General features: G+C 68.9%; 19 protein-coding genes and 1 pseudogene. 12 read left to right on the top strand and 8 right to left on the bottom strand.

What is annotated here, in order from left to right; all coding sequences use genetic code 11:
- Window positions 1–197: 197 nt before the first annotated feature.
- Window positions 198–965, bottom strand: coding sequence for a CPBP family intramembrane glutamic endopeptidase (locus tag ACKOB8_RS10140; protein WP_526377090.1), 768 nt, complete (start codon window positions 963–965; stop codon window positions 198–200).
- 44 nt (window positions 966–1,009) lie between these two features.
- Here ACKOB8_RS10140 and pheA point away from each other — a divergent pair, with 44 nt between their 5' ends.
- Both pheA and ACKOB8_RS10150 read left to right on the top strand, forming a co-directional pair.
- Entirely contained in the window at window positions 1,010–1,930 is a 921-nt protein-coding gene (gene pheA / locus ACKOB8_RS10145) for a prephenate dehydratase (RefSeq protein WP_526377091.1), read from the top strand.
- Window positions 1,927–2,631, top strand: coding sequence for a histidine phosphatase family protein (locus tag ACKOB8_RS10150; RefSeq protein ID WP_526377092.1), 705 nt, complete (start codon window positions 1,927–1,929; stop codon window positions 2,629–2,631). The genes pheA and ACKOB8_RS10150 overlap by 4 nt, the downstream gene beginning before the upstream one ends.
- A gap of 7 nt (window positions 2,632–2,638) precedes the next feature.
- On the opposite strand, the gene ACKOB8_RS10155 is transcribed toward ACKOB8_RS10150, so the two are convergent.
- The 3 genes and pseudogenes from ACKOB8_RS10155 to ACKOB8_RS10165 form a co-directional block, all read right to left on the bottom strand.
- Window positions 2,639–2,830, bottom strand: a complete 192-nt coding sequence (locus tag ACKOB8_RS10155) for a hypothetical protein (RefSeq protein WP_526377093.1) — start codon at window positions 2,828–2,830, stop codon at window positions 2,639–2,641.
- A 48-nt stretch (window positions 2,831–2,878) separates the two neighbouring features.
- Window positions 2,879–3,229, bottom strand: a complete 351-nt coding sequence (locus ACKOB8_RS10160) for a metallopeptidase family protein (RefSeq protein WP_526377094.1) — start codon at window positions 3,227–3,229, stop codon at window positions 2,879–2,881.
- A 19-nt stretch (window positions 3,230–3,248) separates the two neighbouring features.
- Window positions 3,249–4,352: pseudogene (locus ACKOB8_RS10165) on the bottom strand (septum formation family protein); the annotation flags it as partial.
- A 95-nt stretch (window positions 4,353–4,447) separates the two neighbouring features.
- Between ACKOB8_RS10165 and serS the strand changes: the two are divergent.
- Complete coding sequence (gene serS / locus ACKOB8_RS10170; RefSeq protein ID WP_526377095.1) at window positions 4,448–5,701, top strand: serine--tRNA ligase; 1,254 nt, start codon at window positions 4,448–4,450, stop codon at window positions 5,699–5,701.
- A 9-nt stretch (window positions 5,702–5,710) separates the two neighbouring features.
- Here the strand turns inward: serS and ACKOB8_RS10175 are convergent, their stop codons facing one another.
- Together ACKOB8_RS10175 and ACKOB8_RS10180 are read right to left on the bottom strand one after the other, a co-directional pair.
- Window positions 5,711–6,049: a hypothetical protein gene (locus tag ACKOB8_RS10175; RefSeq protein ID WP_526377096.1), complete on the bottom strand. Its 339-nt coding sequence runs from the start codon at window positions 6,047–6,049 to the stop codon at window positions 5,711–5,713.
- A gap of 7 nt (window positions 6,050–6,056) precedes the next feature.
- Window positions 6,057–7,607 carry a Rieske 2Fe-2S domain-containing protein gene (locus tag ACKOB8_RS10180; protein WP_526377097.1) on the bottom strand — a complete coding sequence of 517 codons (1,551 nt, stop codon included), beginning with the start codon at window positions 7,605–7,607 and terminating at the stop codon, window positions 6,057–6,059.
- Between the two features lie 81 nt (window positions 7,608–7,688).
- On the opposite strand from ACKOB8_RS10180, the gene ACKOB8_RS10185 reads away from it, so the two are divergent.
- Genes ACKOB8_RS10185 through ACKOB8_RS10195 form a run of 3 tightly spaced genes read left to right on the top strand, consistent with a single transcriptional unit; the run spans window position 7,689 to window position 10,016 of the window.
- Complete coding sequence (locus ACKOB8_RS10185; RefSeq protein ID WP_526377098.1) at window positions 7,689–8,456, top strand: lysophospholipid acyltransferase family protein; 768 nt, start codon at window positions 7,689–7,691, stop codon at window positions 8,454–8,456.
- Window position 8,457: 1 nt separating this feature from the next.
- Window positions 8,458–9,204: a lysophospholipid acyltransferase family protein gene (locus ACKOB8_RS10190; RefSeq protein ID WP_526377099.1), complete on the top strand. Its 747-nt coding sequence runs from the start codon at window positions 8,458–8,460 to the stop codon at window positions 9,202–9,204.
- Complete coding sequence (locus ACKOB8_RS10195; protein WP_526377144.1) at window positions 9,201–10,016, top strand: Cof-type HAD-IIB family hydrolase; 816 nt, start codon at window positions 9,201–9,203, stop codon at window positions 10,014–10,016. Before ACKOB8_RS10190 ends, ACKOB8_RS10195 begins: the two co-directional genes overlap by 4 nt.
- A 23-nt stretch (window positions 10,017–10,039) precedes the next feature.
- Here the strand turns inward: ACKOB8_RS10195 and ACKOB8_RS10200 are convergent, their stop codons facing one another.
- Complete coding sequence (locus ACKOB8_RS10200; protein ID WP_526377100.1) at window positions 10,040–11,662, bottom strand: N-acetylmuramoyl-L-alanine amidase; 1,623 nt, start codon at window positions 11,660–11,662, stop codon at window positions 10,040–10,042.
- A gap of 159 nt (window positions 11,663–11,821) precedes the next feature.
- On the bottom strand, window positions 11,822–12,796 hold the full coding sequence (locus ACKOB8_RS10205; protein ID WP_526377101.1) for a hypothetical protein: 975 nt from the start codon (window positions 12,794–12,796) through the stop codon (window positions 11,822–11,824).
- 250 nt (window positions 12,797–13,046) lie between these two features.
- Here ACKOB8_RS10205 and glf point away from each other — a divergent pair, with 250 nt between their 5' ends.
- The 6 genes from glf to ACKOB8_RS10235 all read left to right on the top strand — a co-directional run bounded on the left by glf (window position 13,047) and on the right by ACKOB8_RS10235 (window position 20,569).
- Window positions 13,047–14,273: a UDP-galactopyranose mutase gene (gene glf / locus ACKOB8_RS10210; RefSeq protein ID WP_526377102.1), complete on the top strand. Its 1,227-nt coding sequence runs from the start codon at window positions 13,047–13,049 to the stop codon at window positions 14,271–14,273.
- Entirely contained in the window at window positions 14,270–16,195 is a 1,926-nt protein-coding gene (locus ACKOB8_RS10215) for a glycosyltransferase family 2 protein (RefSeq protein WP_526377103.1), read from the top strand. Before glf ends, ACKOB8_RS10215 begins: the two co-directional genes overlap by 4 nt.
- On the top strand, window positions 16,188–16,736 hold the full coding sequence (locus tag ACKOB8_RS10220; protein WP_526377104.1) for a phosphatase PAP2 family protein: 549 nt from the start codon (window positions 16,188–16,190) through the stop codon (window positions 16,734–16,736). Before ACKOB8_RS10215 ends, ACKOB8_RS10220 begins: the two co-directional genes overlap by 8 nt.
- On the top strand, window positions 16,733–17,641 hold the full coding sequence (locus ACKOB8_RS10225) for a decaprenyl-phosphate phosphoribosyltransferase (RefSeq protein ID WP_526377105.1): 909 nt from the start codon (window positions 16,733–16,735) through the stop codon (window positions 17,639–17,641). The genes ACKOB8_RS10220 and ACKOB8_RS10225 overlap by 4 nt, the downstream gene beginning before the upstream one ends.
- Window positions 17,619–19,562 (top strand): terminal beta-(1->2)-arabinofuranosyltransferase, encoded by a 1,944-nt coding sequence (aftB, locus tag ACKOB8_RS10230; protein ID WP_526377106.1) that lies wholly within the window; start codon window positions 17,619–17,621, stop codon window positions 19,560–19,562. Before ACKOB8_RS10225 ends, aftB begins: the two co-directional genes overlap by 23 nt.
- Window positions 19,563–19,672: 110 nt before the next feature.
- The gene (locus ACKOB8_RS10235) at window positions 19,673–20,569 is read left to right on the top strand and encodes an alpha/beta hydrolase (protein ID WP_526377145.1); all 897 of its coding nucleotides are present in this window, start codon (window positions 19,673–19,675) and stop codon (window positions 20,567–20,569) included.
- Window positions 20,570–20,629 lie beyond the last annotated feature (60 nt).

Consider the following 20,629-nt stretch of genomic DNA (forward strand, 5'->3'; position numbering starts at 1 on the left):
GGGGAATTGGAAGCGGCCGACGGTGGCGGGGCGCTCCGGGAGCCGCGCGGCGCAGGGTCGGGGGTGGCTCGGGCGGGGGCAGCCGCGGCAGCGGTTCGGTGGGCGCGTCCGCGGCGGCCGGCCAGTAGGTCACGGCGCCAATCTACGGGTCACGGTGTGCGGGGTCAGTGCCGAAACGCCCCGGCGTCAACCCAGGGTCAACGCAGCCACGTCAGGTGTCCCGCGAGCACGACGTACCCCACGAAGGCCACGCTGTTGATCAACCCGTGCGCGATCACCAGCGGCCAGAGCCGACCCCACCGACACCAGGCGTACCCGAACACCAAGCCCATGACGAGGTTGCCCAGTCCCGCGCCGAAGCCCTGATAGAGGTGATAGAGGCCGCGCAGTACGCCCGACGCCAGCACCGCCTGCGCCGGGGTGCGTCCCAGTTGCCGCAGTCGGGTGATCAGGTAACCCACCACGACGACCTCTTCGGCGAAAGCGTTGGCGAAGGCGGCCAGCACCAGCACCGGGATCCGCCACCACGAACTCGCCAGCGACGCGGGCTCCACATCGGCGCTCATGCCGAGCGTGCGGGCAGCGAGGTACAGCGCAAGCCCGGGCAATCCGATCAGCGCGGCCAAGCCCACCCCGCCGATCACGTCGCCCGGCCACCGCAGGCGACCCAGCCCGATGCGAGTCGGCCCGATCCCGCTGCGCCACAGCAGATACAGCGCCAAGAGACCCCACGCCACCAACTGGCCGAGGGACACCAGGTTGAGGCCCAGGTTGATCAGGTCGTAGCGGGACAGGTTCGGATTCATCCGGACCCGATAGCCGGGCAGTCCGGACAATAGGGCGTCGGCCAGTCGCAGCAGCGCAACCATGGCACTGACACCGAACGTGACGGCCAGCATGACGCCGATCTCCAGCCGGATCGCCCGCCGGTCGGCGCCCGCGGAATCGTCCGGGACCACGCTCACCCCGCAACGGTAGCCCCGCTGCGGCGCACCGATAGTGTTGAGCAGTGGCCCGCATCGCCTACCTCGGACCGGAGGGAACGTTCACCGAAGCGGCACTGCTGCGGATGCTCGCCGAAAAGGTGCTGCCGCATGACGCCGCGCATGCGGACCCGCAGCCGATGGACAGCACGCCGGCCGCACTCGAGGCGGTGCGCTCGGGTGCCGCAGAGTTCGCCTGCGTGCCGATCGAGAATTCGATCGAGGGCAGCGTGCTGCCCACCCTCGACAGCCTCGCGGACGGGACTCCGCTGCAGATCTACGCCGAACTGACTCTCGACGTCGCCTTCAGCATCGTGACCCGGCCCGCGACGGCGGCGGCCGACGTCCGCACCGTCGCGGCGTACCCGATGGCCGCGGCCCAGGTTCGGCGGTGGCTGGCCGCTCACCTTCCGGGTGCCGAGGTGGTGCCGGCCAACTCCAATGCGGCCGCTGCCGCCGACGTCGCCGAGGGTCGAGCCGACGCCGGGGTGAGTACGGCCCTGGCCGCCCACCGTTACGGCCTGTCCGCGCTCGCCGAGGCGGTGGTCGACGAACCCAACGCGCGGACCCGGTTTGTTCTGGTCGGGCGACCCGCTCCGCCACCGGCCCGGACCGGAGCCGATCGGACCTCGGTCGTGCTGCGGATCGACAACACTCCCGGCGCTCTGGTCGCGGCGATGAACGAGTTCGGCATCCGCGACATCGACCTGACCCGTATCGAGTCGCGTCCCACCCGAATCGAACTGGGCACCTACATGTTCTTCCTGGACTGCGTCGGCCACATCGACGACAGCGCGGTGGCCGAGGCGCTCAAGGCTCTGCACCGCCGGTGCGCCGATGTGCGCTTCCTGGGTTCCTGGCCGACCGGATCGGCGGCCGGAAGCGTGCCGCCGCGAGTGGACGAGGCCGACCGATGGCTTGCGCTGCTGCGCGAGGGTAAGCGGTGAGTGGGCGCCTGATCCTGGTGCGGCACGGCCAGACCCACGCCAACGTCGAGCGTCGCCTCGACACTCGCCCGCCGGGCGCCGAGCTCACCGCGCTCGGCCGGGAACAGTCACGGGCGTTCGCCCGGTCCGGGCTGGCCCGCCCGGGTCTGCTCCTGCACTCGGTGGCCGTTCGGGCGGCTCAGACCGCCGGGGAGATCGCTACCGAATCGGGCCTGGATCCGGCACCACTGGAGGGAATCCACGAGGTTCAGGCCGGTGATCTCGAAGACCGCAGCGACGACGACGCGATCGCGCAGTACCGGGCCGTGTACCGGCGATGGCACGAGGGCGATCTTGACGCCGCCATGCCCGGCGGTGAGACCGGCCGCGCCGTCCTGGATCGCTACCTGCCGGCAATCGAGCTGGCAACGGAGCTGGCAACGAACGAAGTGCGGTCGCGCCATCTCGACGGCGGCACCGGTAGCGATGTCGTGGTGGTCAGCCATGGCGGGGCGATCCGACTGGTGGCCGCGGTGCTGGCCGGTGTGGACAGCGGCTTCGCCGTCGATCACCCCCTGGCCAACCTCGACGCGGTGGTGCTGCACCCGCTCGGTAGCCGACGGTGGAGGTGTGTGCAGTGGGGATCGCGGACGCCGCCCCTCGGCCCTCGGCTCGACGCGCAGTCGGTCGAGGACGCGCCCAAGGCGACCGACACCGGCTAGCGAGCGCTCAGACCGCGAGCCTGTCCTCGAGCACACCGCAGCGACAGCCGAGGGCATGGCAGTCGATCGCCAGCCCGTGCAGCAGGATCTCGGGCTGCACGCAGTCGGGGTCGGTGCAGTGCCAGGGCTGTCCCGGATGCTGGATCAGGGTCCCGTGGCAGTGCGACCGCCCGGCGGCGCACTCGCGGCACTCGCTCACCGGTACTGCTTAGCACCGCTGTCCGATCCGCCGGCGGTGACGCGCCGCTCAACTCCAGCCGAGCTCGTGCAGACGATCGTCATCGATCCCGAAATGGTGGGCGACTTCATGGATCACCGTGATCGCCACCTCCTGCACCACGTCGTCGTCGGTGTCGCAGATCTCCAGAAGACTGTCGCGGTAGATGGTGATGACGTCGGGCAGGTTGCCCGCGTACATCGAGTCCCGCTCGGTCAGGGCGATTCCCTCGTAGAGACCCAGCAGCTCGGGATCCTCGGGATCGCGGTCAGCGACGAGGATCACGACGTTGTCGATCGCGGCGGACAACCCGGGAGGAATGAGATCCAGCGCCTCGGAGACCAGCTCTTCGAAGCGCTCGGGGGACATCTCTACCGGCACCGCGTCGGCGCCCTCAGCGCGGAGGTGGGCTCGGGGCGAACGACATCGGCGGCAACGGGATGTTGAGCCGACTCTCCGGAATGCTCGGCGGGGGGATGGGCGGCTGGCCGTTGATCAGCAGCGGACCCTTGGCGCTGTTGATCAGTGTCGCCCAGCCGCCGTTACCCAGGGTCGCCCCGATGCTGCAGGAGACCTGGCGGCTGCCCGCGGTCCAGCTCGGCAGCGAGATCGTGCTGTAGATCAGCGTCAGTGTCGTGTCCCGCAACTGCACCGGGGCGAGGTAGGCGTCGGTCATGCGGTTGCAGGCGTCCTTGATGACCGTGTCCTGGTCGGGTTCGGAGGGAAGGCCGGCCGGGAACTTCTCAGCGAGATTGACCGCCCCGGTGACCTCCATCGCGTGCGGTGCCGAGCAATCGACCGGGACGTCGGTGGGCTGGTTGGTGGCGGGATCCACCCCCAGGCAGGTGCCGATCGGCCAGATCTTCGACTGGTCGAGATCGGCGACCTTGCCGCGGAAGACCAGCTGCTGGTTGTTGGGTCCGGGCAGCTGTAAGCCGCACAGCATCCGGCGCTCGCCGGAATCCCGCCAGGCCTTGTCACCCGCCCACAGCAGGCTGATGGTGAAACGGCTGTTGGGGTCGTACTTGCCGGCCAGGTAGCGCTCGACGGCCGGTTCGCACTGCTCGACGCTGATCTGCTGAATGCGGCCGGGCGACGGTGGCGCCGCCTCCGGTCCGTACTCCATCCCCGGATAGGTCCGCATGTCGACTGACTCGGCGACTTCGAAACGGTGATCCTCAGAGCAGGGAACGATCGCGGCCGCTTCGGGCTGGTTGTCCGGCCAGGTGAGGCAGTCGCCGGGTTTGGCGTCGGCGAACGCCGACTCCGCGGCCGTGGCGGCCCGCTCGGCGGCCAGCGGACTGTCCTGACCGCCGCTGCGAACGGCCAACGGGCCGGCCCACGATCCCAGCGCGGTGAGGGTCCCCGCGATCAGCAGACCGCCCAGCGCCGTGAGCAACAGCGCCCGTTGCGCCGAGGACGCCTGCCACGGGCTGAGCCGGTTGCGCTTCGCGTCGGGTTCGACCTGATCGTCGGTGTCGTCGCACTCAGTCATCTGCACCATCACCGCCCATTGTCGCAGGCGCCGCTGACGGGGTGACAAGTGATGCGAGCCTTCTGTTACGGGGTCGTGCTGTGAGCCCGGTTATGGTCTAGGGCGTGATCGACCTCAGAGTGCTGCGCGAGAACCCGGACGCGGTGCGCCACTCGCAGCGCAGTCGCGGTGATGATCCCGCCCTCGTCGACGCACTGCTCGAGGCCGACGCGCGCCGCCGTGCGGCCATCGCTGAGGCTGATCAGCTTCGCGCCGAGCAGAAAGCGGCCAGCCGCCAGGTCGGCTCCGCCTCTGCCGACGACCGCCCGGCCCTGCTGGAACGGGCCAAGGAACTCGCTGAACAGGTCCGGCAGTCCGAGGCCCGGCAGGACGAGGCCGAGGCCGCGTTCACCGCCGTCCACCTGGCGCTCCCCAATGTCGTCATCGAGGGAGTCCCGGCCGGCGGCGAGGACGACTACGCGGTCCTCGATGTCGTCGGTGAGCCGCGCGAGATCGCCGATCCCCGCGACCACCTCGAACTCGGGGAGGCGCTGGGCCTGATCGACGTCGAGCGCGGTGCGAAGGTATCGGGCTCGCGGTTCTACTTCCTCACCGGCCGCGGCGCCCTGCTGCAACTGGGGCTCCTGCAGGCCGCCGCGCGGATGGCCACCGACGCCGGTTTCACGCTGATGATCCCCCCGGTTCTGGTGCGTCCGGAGGTCATGGCAGGCACCGGCTTCCTCGGCGCGCACGCCTCGGAGATCTACCGCATCGAGTCCGACGACCTCTACCTCGTCGGCACCTCCGAAGTTCCCCTTGCCGGCTATCACGCGGACGAGATTCTGGAACTGTCGGTCGGTCCGTTGCGGTACGCGGCGTGGTCGTCGTGCTTTCGCCGGGAAGCGGGCAGTTACGGCAAGGACACCCGGGGAATCATCCGGGTGCACCAGTTCGACAAGGTGGAGGCCTTCGTCTACTGCCGTCCCGAGCAGGCTGAGGCCGAACACGAGCGACTGCTGGGCTGGCAGCGCGAGATGCTCCACCTGATCGAGGTGCCCTACCGGGTGATCGACGTGGCCGCGGGCGATCTGGGTGCCTCTGCGGCGCGCAAATTCGACTGCGAGGCCTGGATGCCCAGCCAGGGTGCCTACCGCGAACTGACCTCGACATCGAACTGCACCACGTTCCAGGCGCGCAGATTGGCCACCCGCTACCGGGATCAGAATGGACGGCCGCAGATCGCCGCCACGCTCAACGGCACCTTGGCGACGACGCGCTGGTTGGCGGCGATCCTGGAGAACCATCAGCAGCCGGATGGCAGCGTGCGCGTGCCTGCTGCGTTGGTGCCCTTCGTGGGAACCGACCTGCTCAAGCCGTGATCGCGGCCCTCAGTGCTGCAGTATCTCGTCGAACATCGCCAGGAACACCGCCGGATCGGCGGGGGTGAAGGCCGGGCTGGGCCAGGTCCCCGGGATGTCGAGAGTCACCAGGGTCGATTTCAGCGGCCGACGAACGTCCAGGGGTAGCCAGCGACGCAGATCCGAGCTTCCCCAGATCTGGAAACGTTGGCTTACCAGACCCAGCGGCTCGGTTCGGTAACCCCGAATCAGTTGTAGCGGAATGACTTTCGATGTCCCTGAGGGAAAGTGATAGCGACGCAGTGTCAGAGCGCGCTGATCCAGCTGGACCAGCCCGTCGTCGTAGTACTGCCGCGGTGGTTTCGTCACGGCCGTGTCAGGTTTGCCGGCAGCGCAGCGGGTGGCCCTTGCTGGTCTTGCACCGTCCGGTGCTCAGATCCCACTGCCAGCCGTGCAGGTTGCAGGTCAACGTGGTGCCCTCGACAACGCCGAATCGGGACAGGTCCGCCTTGAGATGTGGGCAGCGCCGCTGCACCTCCCAACCGTCGAGGATGACCGTCGAGCTGTCGTCGTGCGCTTCGGCGAACCAGCCGTCGGCATACGCGATGCGTTCGTCGGTCAGGCACTTGAAGAAGGTGTAGAGATACTCGTTATATCCGCCGACCCGCCAGGCCTTGAAACGGGTCGACAGGAAAATCGTGTTGACCCAGTCGGGCTCGTTGTCGCGCAGCACCGTGCGGACAAGTTCGGGAGCGATGTCGAAACCGTAGCGGAACTTCTCGTCGGCGATCGGTTCGCGCACCGTCCTCTTCGGGAAGTCCAACGCGACCGTTTCGGCGCCGATCCTCAACTCCACCGGATAGCCGACGCCGTCACAGATCTGGTCGCTGGCCAGCATGAGGGGTTCGAATCGGGCGCGCAGTGCCTCCAGCAGCGGTTCCCCGACCGCGGGCGCCCAGGTTGCCTTCTCCGCCGCCAGCACCGGCGCCATCCGCTCGGCGTAGGAGGCGATGTAGGCGGCCTTGCCGGTGGTGAAGATCTCCTCGATGTCGGCCATCGGCAACGGGTGGGTCAGCGAATTCAACTGCGCCCCGGTGAAATCGGCCTCCGAACCGGGGATCATCAGCAGTCCACCGTGGTGGCCGTGCAGCCGCATCTGTTCGAGGAACACCATCTGGTCGGGAAAGATGCTGGCCGGATCACCGTGGTCGTCGTTGAGGCTGCGCAGGTCGGGGTCCAGGAAGCACGGCGGGCCGGCGGACGGGATGACCCAGGTGGCGCCGACATCGGAGATGTACTGGCGGCACCGGTCCATTCCGCGCTGGCGTTTCTGGGTTCCGAACGCCTCCTTGGCGCGGGCCGGCATGTCGTAGACCATCGGATACCAGATCGCCCCCGAGTACTGCAGCATGTGGACGTCGACGTGGCCGAACTGCCCGGCGAGCGCATCGAGGGTCAGCGGTCGCGAGTCGTTCATGTTGAAAAGCGTGGTGGTCCCGTCGCTGATGACGATCCCGGAATCGCCGATCGGCCCGTCCGCGGGTGCCCGCAGGGAGATGATCATCACCTCGAGGTCGCCCTTGGGTCCGCTCACGCGCTGTTTGACCGAGTCGGTGGTCTCGATGAATCGCCGGAAGCCGAGTTGCTCGAGTTCCCGTTTGAGGTCGGGCACCGGAAAGTCGGGGAGCAGGACGATGGCGTCCTTGTTGACGTGCGCGGCGAGCAGAGCGGGGTCGAAGTGGTCCTTGTGCAGATGCGAGACGTAGAGGTAGTCGCAGTCACCCAGCGCGGACCAGTCCAGGGCGCTGTTGTCGGGGAAGACGAACCAGGATCCGAAATAGGCCGGGTTGAGCCACGGATCGCACAGGATGCTGCCGGCTTCGGTGTCGATCCGAAAGCCGGCGTGACCGATGCTGGTGACCTGCACGAACTGCCTCCGCCCTCGATCTCAGGTGGTAGCCGGACCGAAGACGAGCTTAGCGGCTTCGCCCAGCACTAAGCTGACGCTGTGGAGCCGGTGTATGGGACCGCTATCCGGGCGGCTCTTGCGCTCTTTCGTCTGCAGGGTCTGACGTTCACGGTGACGGGCGTGGAGAACCTGCCCCGCACGGGCGGGGCCGTGGTGGCCATCAACCACACGGGTTATCTGGACTTCACCTTCGCCGGTCTGCCGGCCTACCGGCAGGGCTTGGGCCGCAAGGTCCGCTTCATGGCCAAGCAGGAAGTGTTCGACCACCGGGTCAGCGGCCCGCTCATGCGCAGCATGCGCCACATCCCGGTCGACCGCGACAGCGGCGGGCCGTCGTATGACGCGGCCTGCCAGGCACTGAAGACGGGCGAGCTGGTCGGGGTGTACCCGGAGGCGACGATCAGCCGCAGCTTCGAGCTCAAGGAGTTCAAGTCCGGGGCGGCCCGCATGGCGATCGCCGCCGACGTCCCCATCGTGCCGCACGTCGTGTGGGGCGCCCAGCGGATCTGGACCAAAGACCATCCCCGGAAGATGTGGCGACCCAAGGTTCCGATCGCCGTGGCCGTCGGTGCCCCGATCCTGCCCACCCTTCCCCCCACCGAACTGACCGAGCTGCTCCGGACCCGCATGCAGCATCTGCTCGAACAGGTGCAGGACGCCTACGGGCCGTACCCGCCCGGTGAGTTCTGGGTTCCGCACCGACTCGGCGGCGGTGCGCCGACGCCGACCGTGGCCGCCGAGATCGAGGCCCGGGAGGCCGCCGATCGCGCGGCGCGCCGGCAGCGCCGGTCGGGCTCCCGCGACTGAGATGGAACCGGTTTTCCGCACCCTGGAGATCGCCGCCGCCGTGGCGGCGCGTCTGACGGGCACCACGCTGACGTTCACCGGCCTGGAGAACATCCCCGCCAGCGGGGGAGCGGTGGTCGCCATCAACCACACCAGTTATATCGACTTCCTGCCCGCGGGCCTGGCGACCCGGCAGCGCCGCCGCCGGATCCGCTACATGCTCAAGGCCGAGATGCAGGATGTCCGGTTCGTCGACTTCCTGATCAGGAGGACCCGCTGCATCCCGGTCGACCGCACGGCCGGTGCCGCCGCGTATGCCGAGGCGGTCAGCAAGCTTCGCGACGGCGAGCTGGTGGGGGTGTATCCGGAGGCCACCATCAGCCGCAGCTTCGAACTCAAGGGCTTCAAGAGCGGCGCGGCCCGGATGGCCTTGGAGGCCGGTGTCCCGATTCTGCCGATGATCATCTGGGGAGCCCATCGGATGTGGACCAAAGACCACCCGAAGCAATTGGGCCGCAACAAGATTCCCATCACCGTCGCGGTGGGCAAGGCCCTGTCTCCGACCGGCACCCCGGCCGAACTCGACCAGCGGCTGCGGCAGTCGATGACGGTGATGCTGCATCAGGTCCAGCAGCGCCACCCACATCCCGCGGGTGCGTTCTGGGTTCCCCACCGTCTCGGCGGTGCCGCGCCGACACCTGCCGAAGCCGCGCGGCTGGATGACGAGGAAATGGCCGAGCGCGCGCGGCGAACGGCGAAGCGATCCTGATGCTGCCCGCTCTGATCGCCAGCGACGTCGACGGCACCCTGCTGGATCCCGGTGAGCGCGTGACGCCCCGCACCCGGGAGGCGGTGCAGGCGGCCGCCGCTGCGGGCACCCACTTCGTCCTGGCCACCGGCCGACCGCCCCGCTGGATTCCCCCGGTCGTCGACGCGCTGGGATTCGCCCCCCTGGCGGTGTGCGCCAACGGCGCCGTCATCTACGACTCGGCCACCGACCGGGTGATCTCGGCGCGGACGCTGTCGGTGGATTCACTGACCGAACTTGCCGAGATCGCCACGCGGCTGGTTCCGGGCGCCGGGTTGGCGGTCGAGCGCGTCGGAGCCAGCGCGCACGACACCGCGACGCCTCAGTTCGTCAGCGCACCGGGCTACGAGCACGCCTGGCTCAACCCGGACAACACCGAAGTGTCGGTCGAGGACCTGCTCAGCGCGCCGGCCGTCAAACTGCTGGTGCGCAAGCCCGGAATGCCGAGCTCGGAACTCGCCGCGATCCTCGCCAAGCACGTCGGCATCCAGGGCGACGTCACCTACTCGACCAACGACGGGCTGATCGAGATCAGCCCGATCGGGATCAGCAAGGCCGTCGGCGTCGAGGACGTCGCGCGGCCCCTGGAGATCGCCGCGGACGAGGTCCTGGCTTTCGGCGATATGCCCAACGACGTTCCGCTGTTGCGCTGGGCCGGGCACGGGGTGGCCATGGGCAACGCGCACCCGGAGGCGATCGCCGCGGCCAACGAGGTCACCGCACCCAACGATGACGACGGGCTGGCGCGGGTCCTCGAACGCTGGTGGTTGTGACCGGTTGGCCGCCGGACAGACGCTCAGCGTGACTGAACCCGGCTGAATCGCTCCAGCTGGGTCGGCGGGCCGTCCAGCGACGGCGGCGGCATCACCAGGGTGACCCCGTCGATGACGCGCAACACGTTGTGGGTCTGGCGGTCGAAGTTCAGCGTGCCGTGCGCGAAGTTCTGCACGACCCACAGCGGCTCGGCGATCTCACCACTGGTGGGCATGCCCAGAGCGCCGCGCTCGTAACCCAGCGACGCCCACGCTTCGTAGATCGCGCCGGTGAGCGGTTGCGCGCCGGTTTCCGGGGACCAGTACATCGCGCCCCGCTCGAAGGTGGCGTACCGGGTGGATCCGTCGCCGGCGGCCTCCGGCGAGGTCGGCATGCCCAGCGGGCTCGAGGGACCGCCGTCGGCTTCCCAGCGGGCCAGGATCGCGCCGCCGCGCAGCGAGTCCATCACATCGGGCGGCTTGTTGAACCGGGCGGCGATATCCCGGACCGCGACGAGGGCCGCATATCCGGCATCGCCCGGGCATTCGGTGTTGCCCACGTCTCGGTGGGCGAAGATCTCCGGCAGTTCCGGGGTCGCCCCGGCCGGGAAGTGGGTGTAGGTCCCGCCGGCCGACTTCAGCGCGATGGTCCCCTGCGGATCGACCCGGTCCAGGCCAAGCCGCCAGCCCAGCAACCGCCCGAGGGTGTTCACCATGATGTCCGGGGGCGGGGTCTCCTCGAAGTCGCCGATCATCGACACCCCCCAGACGTCGCTGTTGAATCCCCCCGTGTGCGCGCCCAGCACGTCCTTGGTGATCCCGCCGGCCCGGCCCTCGAAGACCTGGCCGTACTTGTCCACCAGCGCGTTGTAGGCGATGTCGCACCAGCCCAGCGTCATGGTGTGGTACGCGTAGATCGACCGGACGATCGCCGCGGAATCCTCCGGCGCGTAGTCATTGCCCGTCGCGGTGTGATGGACGACCGCGGCGCGAACCCCTGACCCGTACGACGGCCCGCCGCAGCGCAGACCGCTGCCCGCCCCCCAGTCCGCCCTGCTGATGATGTTGGGCGGCTGACCCGGGCCCAGCGCGGCGGTCGGGGGCGGCGTCCACTGCGTCTCGGCCGGCGCGCGCGGCGGGGTGATCAGCACCGCCGACAGGGTCTGCCCGAGCGGCTCCTCGGCGTTCGCGGGTCGGTAGCCCAGATCGCGCCCGGCGTCGATGCCACTGACCGTCGGCGCGGAGGTGACCGGAGCCCCGGCCGGCCGCCGGATCGCGATCTGCACCGAAGTGGTCTCGCCGACGTACACCGGGTCGGTCCCGCGCGGCACGTCCGTCGGGTCCTGGCCGCCGTGATCGACCAGATGCGTGTGATACCAGGGACCCCACGATCCGTCCGCGCGTTTCGCCCGAATCCGGGCAGAGGTTCCGCTCAGGTCCGTCCCGGTCACCGCCACCATCGAGAACGGCGTCGGCTGGCTGACGTCCCGAACGGTCTCCCCGCCGCCGACGTCGGTGAGTGGCTGCTGGTTCAGGACGGTGTCCTCGGCCCGCGGCGGGTGGTTATCGCCGGATCCCGGCACGCCGCTGATCGCCCAGGGGAGGATGACCACGGTCGCCGCGACCGCTGTGAACAGCGTCTTCGGTGTACGGCGGCGGGACGACACACAGCGATGTTACGTATGTGTTCTGTGGTGCCAGCGTTTCGACACGGGCTCTTGAGAGTGTTGTGATAATCGCCTGCAACGGCACCGCAGGGGTTTCCGGGTGCCGGCCCTCAACGGGCCGGTCCCACCCTGCGGTGCCGTTTAGATGCAGGTCGGTGGTCAGGCAGTGGGTGCGGCCGCGGCGGCGGCCTCGACTGCCGGTGCAGCTGCGGCCGGAGCTGCCGCGGCCGCTGCGGAGGCGTTCTGGATGGCCTGGGTGATTCCGGGCACCACGACCCCCTTGAGCAGGTCAATCGCCTGGCCCAAACCGAGCTGGTTGGCCGCGCTGCTCAGGTCACTGACGATCCCGCCGGAGCTGGTCGGCGTGGAGGGCACGGCCAGTGAGGGATCGCCCAGGATCGGGTAGGTCCCCGCGACCGGCCCCAGCGGAGCGCTGATCGGCTGCTCGGTGGGCAGGCCGATGCCGGTGACCGTGGGGCTCGTCAGCGCGGGATTGGGTCCGAGCTGCGGGCTGGTCAGGCCCGGCGCGGTGATCGCCGGATCGGTCAGCGACGGGTTGGTCAGCGCTGAATCGGTCAGCGACGGGGTCGACGCCGCTGCCGGCGGGACAGCGCCGCCGGGTGTGGTCAGGCCCGGCGTGGTCAGCCCCGGTGTGGTCAGGCCCGGCGTGGTGAGACCCGGCGTGGTCAGGCTGGGTGTGGTCAGGCTGGGTGTGGTCAGGCTGGGTGTGGTCAGGCTGGGTGTGGTCAGGCTGGGTGTGGTCAGGCCGGGCGTGGTCAGGCCCGGCGTGGTCAGGCCCGGCGTGGTGAGACCCGGCGTGGTCAGGCCCGGCGTGGTGAGCCCGGGTGTGGTCAGACCCGGACCGGTCTGCACCGGCTGGGCCCCGGCGGGGCTTAGACCCGTCGGCAGCGGCGGGATGTTGATGCCGAACTGCGCCAGGCTCTGCTGCAGCGCGGAGAGGATCTCGTTGGGCAGGTCGGTGACGACTGCGGCCCGGGTGAACTCCCGGTGCTGGGCAGCGCCGGAGTCGGCGGTGGCCGCTAACAGACCGACCACCGCGAAGGGGCTTGCGACGGCTAGGGCGGCGACCGCGCTCATGGCTGTCGAGATTGTGCGTCGACGTCGATTAGGCACGGAAAGGTCTCCTCAATCTGGACTTGAATCTCAAGTTGTCAAACCTGTTTCGCCAGCCCCTGGACCGGGTGCGTCACCTGCCCGGAAGCCAACATGTCGATGGTACGGCTGAGGTTTTTGTTACAGGAGTGACGATGCGGAATCGTGAGCCAATCGCGACCCAGCGTGTTGCGGGGGCGGGGGCGATTTCCGCCGCGACGGACCGTTTGCCGTGCGCTGTCGATCAGCGCTGTCGGATAACCTTGCGCCGATGAGCGCCGATCAGCCTGCCGGGCGTTACGACCTCTTCGTCGTCGGCTCGGGCTTCTTCGGCCTCACGATCGCCGAGCGCGTCGCGACCCAGCTGGGCAAGCGTGTTCTGGTCCTCGACCGTCGCCCGCATATCGGCGGCAACGCCTACTCCGAGCCCGAACCGCAGACCGGCATCGAGATCCACCGCTACGGCGCCCACCTGTTCCACACCTCCAACACGCGGGTCTGGGACTACGTGCGTCAGTTCACCGAGTTCACCGACTACCAGCACCGGGTGTTCGCCCTGCACAACGGCCAGGCCTACCAGTTCCCGATGGGGTTGGGGCTGGTGTCCCAGTTCTTCGGGCGCTACTTCAACCCGACCGAGGCCCGCACGCTCATCGCCGAGCAGGCCGCCGAGATCAATACCGACGACGCCCAAAACCTGGAGGAGAAGGCCATCTCGCTGATCGGCCGGCCCCTCTACGAGGCATTCGTCAAGGGCTACACCGCAAAGCAGTGGCAGACCGACCCCAAGGAACTACCCGCGTCCACGATCAGCCGGCTGCCGGTGCGCTACACCTTCGACAACCGCTACTTCAACGACACCTACGAGGGCCTGCCCGTCCGCGGCTACACCGCCTGGCTGGAGAAGATGGCCGACGACGATCGGATCGAGGTGCGGCTGGACACCGACTGGTTCGACGTGCGCGCGGAGTTGCGCGCCGGGTCCCCGGGGGCTCCGGTCGTCTACACCGGACCGCTGGATCGCTACTTCGACTACGTCGAGGGACGTCTGGGCTGGCGCACCCTGGACTTCGAGGTCGAGGTGCTCTCCGATTGCGGAGACTTCCAGGGCACCCCGGTGATGAACTACAACGACCCGGATGTCCCCTTCACCCGCATCCACGAGTTCCGGCACTTCCACCCCGAGCGGGACTACCCGGCCGACAAGACGGTGATCATGCGCGAATACTCCCGATTCGCCGAGGCCGACGACGAGCCCTACTATCCGATCAACACCGACGCCGATCGCACGATGCTGGGCGCCTACCGGCGTCGGGCGAAAGCGGAAACCGCTTCGGCGGGGGTCCTCTTCGGAGGCCGGCTGGGAACCTATCGTTACCTGGACATGCACATGGCCATCGCCAGCGCGTTGACCATGTACGACAACGTCCTGGTGCCCCATCTGCGCGATGGTGCGCCGCTGGCGACCGGCGACGGCGACGAAGGCGACGACACATGAGTGAGATTCCCTCGGGACCCCTCCAGGGGCAGTCACGGGCGACGAGCCTGCTCGCCCGCGTGATCCTGCCCCGCCCGGGTGAACCGCTCGATGTGCGCAAGCTCTACATCGAGGAATCGGAGACCAACGCCAGACGCGCCCACGCCACCAGTCGCACCACGCTGGAGATCGGCCCCGAATCAGAGGTGTCCTTCGCCACGTACTTCAACGCCTTCCCGGCGAGCTACTGGCGCAGGTGGTCGACGCTCACGTCGGTGGTGCTTCGCGTCGAGTTGATCGGCAGTGCCCGTGTCGACGTCTACCGGTCCAAGGCCACCGGGGCCCGGATCAGCGTCGGCGGCTCGGCAGTCTCGGGCACCGCCGCCGCCCCGGCGGCCGCCGAGTTCGAGATAGAGCTCGAACCGTTCGAGGACGGCGGCTGGATCTGGTTCGACATCACCACCGACAGCCGGGTCACCGTGCACCACGCGGCCTGGTACGCCTCCTCGCCCGCACCCGGCAGGGCCGGCATCGCGGTCGGGATTCCGACGTTCAACCGGCCCGCGGATTGTGTCAACGCCCTGCGCGCGCTGACCTCGGATCCGCTTGTCGACGAGGTGATCGGAGCCGTGATCGTCGTCGATCAGGGAACCGACAAGGCCGTCGACAATCCGGAATTCACCGCGGCCGCACAGCGACTGGGCGATCGGCTCTCGATCCACAACCAGCCGAACCTGGGTGGATCGGGCGGCTACAGCCGGGTGATGTACGAGGCGCTGAAGAACACCGACTGCGAACAGATCCTGTTCATGGACGACGACATCCGCATCGAGCCCGACTCGATCCTGCGGGCACTGGCCCTGAGCCGGTTCGCCAAGACGCCGATCCTCGTCGGTGGGCAGATGCTCAACCTCCAGGAGCCCTCACACCTGCACGTCATGGGCGAGGTGGTCGACCGCTCGAATTTCATGTGGACCAACGCTCCCTTCACCGAGTACGACCACGACTTCGCCAAGTACCCGCTCGATGACGGTGAGGAGGAGCGCAGCCTGCTGCTGCACCGCCGCATCGACGTCGACTACAACGGCTGGTGGATGTGCATGATCCCGCGCCAGGTCGCCGAGGAACTCGGCCAACCGCTGCCGCTCTTCATCAAGTGGGACGACGCCGACTACGGCCTGCGGGCCGGTGAGCACGGCTACGGCACCGTGACGATGCCCGGTACCGCGATCTGGCACATGGCCTGGAGCGACAAGGACGACGCGATCGACTGGCAGGCGTACTTCCATCTCCGCAACCGGCTCGTGGTCTCCGCGCTGCATTGGGACGCGCCGATCCGCGGCCTTCTGCTGAGTTCGGTGAAAGCCACCGTCAAACATCTGCTCTGCCTTGAATACTCGACCGTGGCGATCCAGAACCGGGCCATTGCGGATTTCCTGGCCGGACCCGAGCACATTTTCGACATCCTCAAGTCGGCACTTCCGGAGATCCGCGCCATGCGAAAGGACTACCCCGACGCGGTGGTCCTGGCGGGTGCGACCTCGCTGCCCGCACCGAGTGGGCGGACCAGGATGCACAAACCGCCGGTTTCGCCGCCCGCCATCGCTTTGCGGCTGGCCCGCGGTGTCCTCCACCAGCTACGCCGGGAAGACCCCGAGCATCACCGAACACCGCAACTCAATATTCCCACCCAGGACGCGCGCTGGTTTCTGCTCAGCAAGGTCGACGGCGTGACCGTCACGACCGCCGACGGGCGCGGAGTGGTTTTCCGCCAGCGCGACCGGGCCAAGATGCTCGCGCTGCTTCGGGCCTCGATCCGTTGCCATCTCGAGCTGGCGCGGCGGTACACCCGCATGCGCAAGGTCTACCGGGAGGCGCTGCCGGTGCTGGCGAGCAAGCAGAAGTGGGAGATGGTGCTCTTCGACGGATCGTGTGATGCCTGACGGCGCCGCCGCTGCCCCCTCCGAGACCGCCGCGCTGGTGGCGGTGCAGGCGAGTCTTGCGCAGCCGCCGGTGGTCGCCGCGGCACGGCTGATGTCGTACTTCGGCGAGCACGCCGCCGGCTGGGTGGCGCTCGGCGTCCTCGGTGCGGCGCTGACCCGGGGTCGTCGCCGGGACTGGCTGCTGGTCGGTATCGGAGCGGTGGCCGCGCACGCGGCTGCGATCGCGGTCAAGCTGGTCGTGCGCCGGCGCCGGCCCAGCCACCCCGACATCGTCGTCAACGTGGCCACCCCGAGCGACCTGAGCTTCCCGTCGGCCCACGCGACGTCGAGTACCGCCGCGGCAATCCTGCTGTGCCGGGCCACCCGCTCCCCGCTGCCACTGGTGATCGTGGGGCTGATGGCCCTCTCCCGGCTGGTGCTCGGTGTGCATTACCCGACCGACGTCCTGGCCGGGATCGTGCTGGGCGCCGGCGTGGCCGGCGCCACCGCCCGGTGGGGCGGCGAGCAACACCGCACCTCGACGGGGGGTGCGCGGCAGTGAGTGAGGCACCGGTGACCGGCCCGCCGGCCAACCTGCTCAGCGGAATCGTCAAGGCGGTCCGGCCTCGTCAGTGGGTCAAGAACCTGCTGGTGCTCGTCGCGCCGTTGGCCGCGTTGGGCGGCAACATCACCTACGACTACCGCGACGTCGCGATTAAGGTGTCCGTCGCCTTCGTCGTCTTCTGCATGGCGGCATCGGCGATCTATCTCGTCAACGACGCGCGCGACGTCGAGGCCGACCGCGCGCACCCGACGAAGCGGATGCGCCCGATCGCGGCCGGAGTGCTTCCGGTGGGCCTGGCCTGCGGGATCGCGTTCGCTCTGGGGGCCGGGTCGCTGGCGATCTCGTGGTGGCTGACCCCGCGACTGGCGCTGGTGATGGCGATTTATCTGGCGATCCAGTTGGCCTACTGCTACGGACTCAAACACCAAGCGGTGCTTGACATCTGCATCGTGTCCTCGGGATTCCTGATTCGCGCGATCGCCGGCGGCGTCGCCGCCGGTATCCCGTTATCCCAGTGGTTCCTGCTGGTGATGGCATTCGGTTCGCTGTTCATGGCGGCCGGAAAGCGGTATGCCGAACTGCAGCTGGCCGAGCGGACGGGTGCCAAGATCCGCAAGTCGCTGGAGAGCTACACCAGTACCTACCTGAGATTCGTGTGGACGCTGTCGGCCACCGCGGTGGTGCTCTGCTACGGACTGTGGGCATTCGAGCGTGACGGCAACGACGGCTCCTGGTTCGCCGTCTCGATGATCCCGTTCACCGTCGCGATTTTGCGTTACGCGGTGGACGTCGACGGGGGACTGGCCGGTGAGCCCGAGGACATTGCCCTGCGCGATCGGGTCCTGCAACTTCTCGCCCTGGCCTGGATCGGAACCGTCGTTGCCGCCGTCGTCTTCAGCTAGCCTGCCGATCGCCGCGGCGGGCCGGTGGTCGCTGACCCGGCTCAGTCTGTGGTTCGGGGTCGGGGTGGTCTGCGTGCTGTGGGCATGGGGTGCCTGGCAGCGCCGGTGGATCTCCGACGACGGCCTGATCGTGCTGCGCACCATCCGCAATCTGCTGGCCGGCAACGGCCCGGTCTTCAACGCCGGCGAGCGGGTGGAATCCAACACCTCCACCGCCTGGACCTACCTGGTCTACCTGGGCAGTGTGGTCGGCGGCCCGATGCGCCTGGAGTACGTCGCGCTGGCGCTGAGCCTGTTCCTCAGTGTCGCCGGCGTGGCGATGGTGATGCTGGGAACCGCACGCCTGTATGCGCCGAGGCTTGACGGCAAGCGCGCGGTGATCCTGCCGGCCGGTGCGTTGGTGTACATCGCGATCCCGCCCGCGCGCGACTTCGCCACCTCCGGTCTGGAGAACGGTCTGGTCACCGCCTGGCTGGGACTGATCTGGTGGATGATGGTCTGCTGGTCGCAGGCGCCGGCTGGGGCGCGGCGACGGTCCGAGTCCGATGCCGCGCTGGCCTTCGTCGCCGGGCTGGGCGTGCTGGTGCGCCCGGAGCTGGCGCTCATCGGGGGGCTGGCGCTGATCATGATGCTGCTCGCGGCCCCCGATCGTCGAAGCCGGGTGCTGATCGTGCTCGCCGGCGGGTTGCTGCCGGTGGGGTATCAGATCTTCCGCATGGGGTACTACGGACTGCTGGTGCCGCAGACCGCGCTGGCCAAGGACGCCTCCGGCAGTAAGTGGGGACCCGGATTCACCTACCTGGCCAACTTCGCCGCACCGTATGCGCTGTGGGTGCCGGCGGTCCTGCTGACGGCGCTGGCGGCCGCCATGACCGTCGGCGTTGCCGCGAGCCGCCACCCCGCGGGCGGCCACCGGCTGGCCGACCGGGTCCGGCGCCCGGCGGCCGTGGTGGCCTTCATCCTCGTCAGCGGCGTGCTGCAGGCGCTCTACTGGATCCGCCAGGGCGGGGACTTCATGCACGGCCGGGTCCTGCTCGCCCCGCTGTTCTGTCTGCTCGCCCCGGTCTCGGTGATCGCGATCGCGGTGCCGTGGGAGGGTGCCGGTCCGCGGCTCCGGCGGCTGCCGATCGCGGTGGCGTCGCTGTGGCTGGCGGTGGCCGGCTGGTCGCTGTGGGCGGCCAACTCGATGGGAATGGGTTACGACGCGACCCGCGTCACCTACTCGGGCATCGTCGACGAACGGCGCTTCTACGCCCAGGCGACCGGCCACGCGCACCCGCTGACCGCGGCCGACTACCTGGACTACCCGCGCATGCGTGCGATCGTGGTGGCGATCCACAACACCCCCGACGGGGCGCTGCTGCTGCCGGCCGGGAACTACGACGTCTGGGACGTGGTCCCGGCCGTCCCGCCCCCGCCTCCGCCGCCGGGGGTGTCGATGGACAGCTGGCGGTATCAGGTGGCGCCGCACACCGTGTTCTTCACCAACCTCGGCATGGTCGGCATGAACGTCGGCCTCGCCACCCGGGTGATCGACCAGATCGGCTTGGCCAACCCGATCGCCGCGCACACCGAACGCCTCCAGGACGGCCGGATCGGGCACGACAAGAACCTCTTCCCGGACTGGGCGGTCGCCGAGGGGCCGTGGCTCAAGGAGAGGCCCTACATTCCGGCCTACCTCGACGAGGAGTGGATCCGCGCGGCCGAGGTCGCGCTGACCTGCCCGCAAACCAAGGCCCGCCTCGATGCCATCCGGGCACCGCTGACCCTGCGGCGGGTTCTGTCCAACATCCGCCACGCACTCCCGTTCACCCGCTACCGCATCGACCGGGTCCCCCGCTACGAACTGGCCCGATGCGGCCTCGAGGAACCGGTCCCGGAAAGCCCCCCCTACACCGGGATGCCCGCCGCCGGACCCTGACCGGCCGAGATCGTGACGGGGTTGCGGCCAAAACCCGGAACCGCCGGGTGGCGGGTGTGATTCACTGCTCAAGCGATGGTGTGCGCCGTGCAGAGGGACGCGAGGTGGGTATGAGCGGTCTGGTCAAACTGTTCCGGGGTCTGTGCTCGGTTGTCCTGGCAGCCGGAATGTCCGGGCTGGCGGTGTCGGCGGCCCCGCCGGCCCCGGCGGCCGGCGTCGAGTACCTGATGGTGCCCTCCGGGGCGATGGGCCGCGATATCCCGGTCGCCTTCCAGGCCGGGGGACCGCACGCGGTGGTGCTGCTGGACGCCTTCAACGCCGCCCCCGACGTGAGCAACTGGGTGACGGCGGGCAATGCGATGAACACCCTGGCCGGCTCGGGACTGTCGGTGGCCGCGCCCGCCGGCGGCGCGTACAGCATGTACACCAACTGGGAACTCGACGGCAGCAAGCAGTGGGAGACCTTCCTGGCCGACGAGCTGCCGAACTGGCTGGCGGCCAACAAGGGGCTGGCGCCGAACCGGCACGCCATCGTCGGCGTCTCCCAGGGCGGCACCGGCGCGCTCACGCTGGCCACCTTCCGTCCCGACCGCTACAGCTACGCCGGGTCGCTGTCGGGCTTCCTGACACCATCGAACACCCAGCTCAACGGACTCATCTCGGCCGGTATCAACCAGTCCGGGGGCAACATCGACGCGATGTGGGGCGCGCCCCAGCTGGGACGCTGGAAGTTCCACGACCCCAACGTCCACGCCAACCTGCTGGTGGCCAACAACACCCGGCTGTGGGTCTTCAGCCCGATCGCGGTCACCTGTAGCGACCCGGCGGCGATGATCGGCGGCTGCGACCAGGCCCAGGGCAGTGCGCGCACCTTCTACGCGCACTACCGCTCGATGGGCGGACGCAACGGTCAGTTCAACTTCCCGGCCGGCGGCAACCACGACTGGGGCAACTGGTCTGCACAGCTCGGCGCGATGGTCGGCGACCTCTCCGCCGCCCTGGGATAGCGCGGCACGCGGGGGGTCGAACTGTTAAGTTTCCGCAACCCGGCGGAGGGTGGACCTGTC

The organism is Mycobacterium sp. (genome assembly GCF_046091765.1).
Classification (GTDB): domain Bacteria; phylum Actinomycetota; class Actinomycetes; order Mycobacteriales; family Mycobacteriaceae; genus Mycobacterium.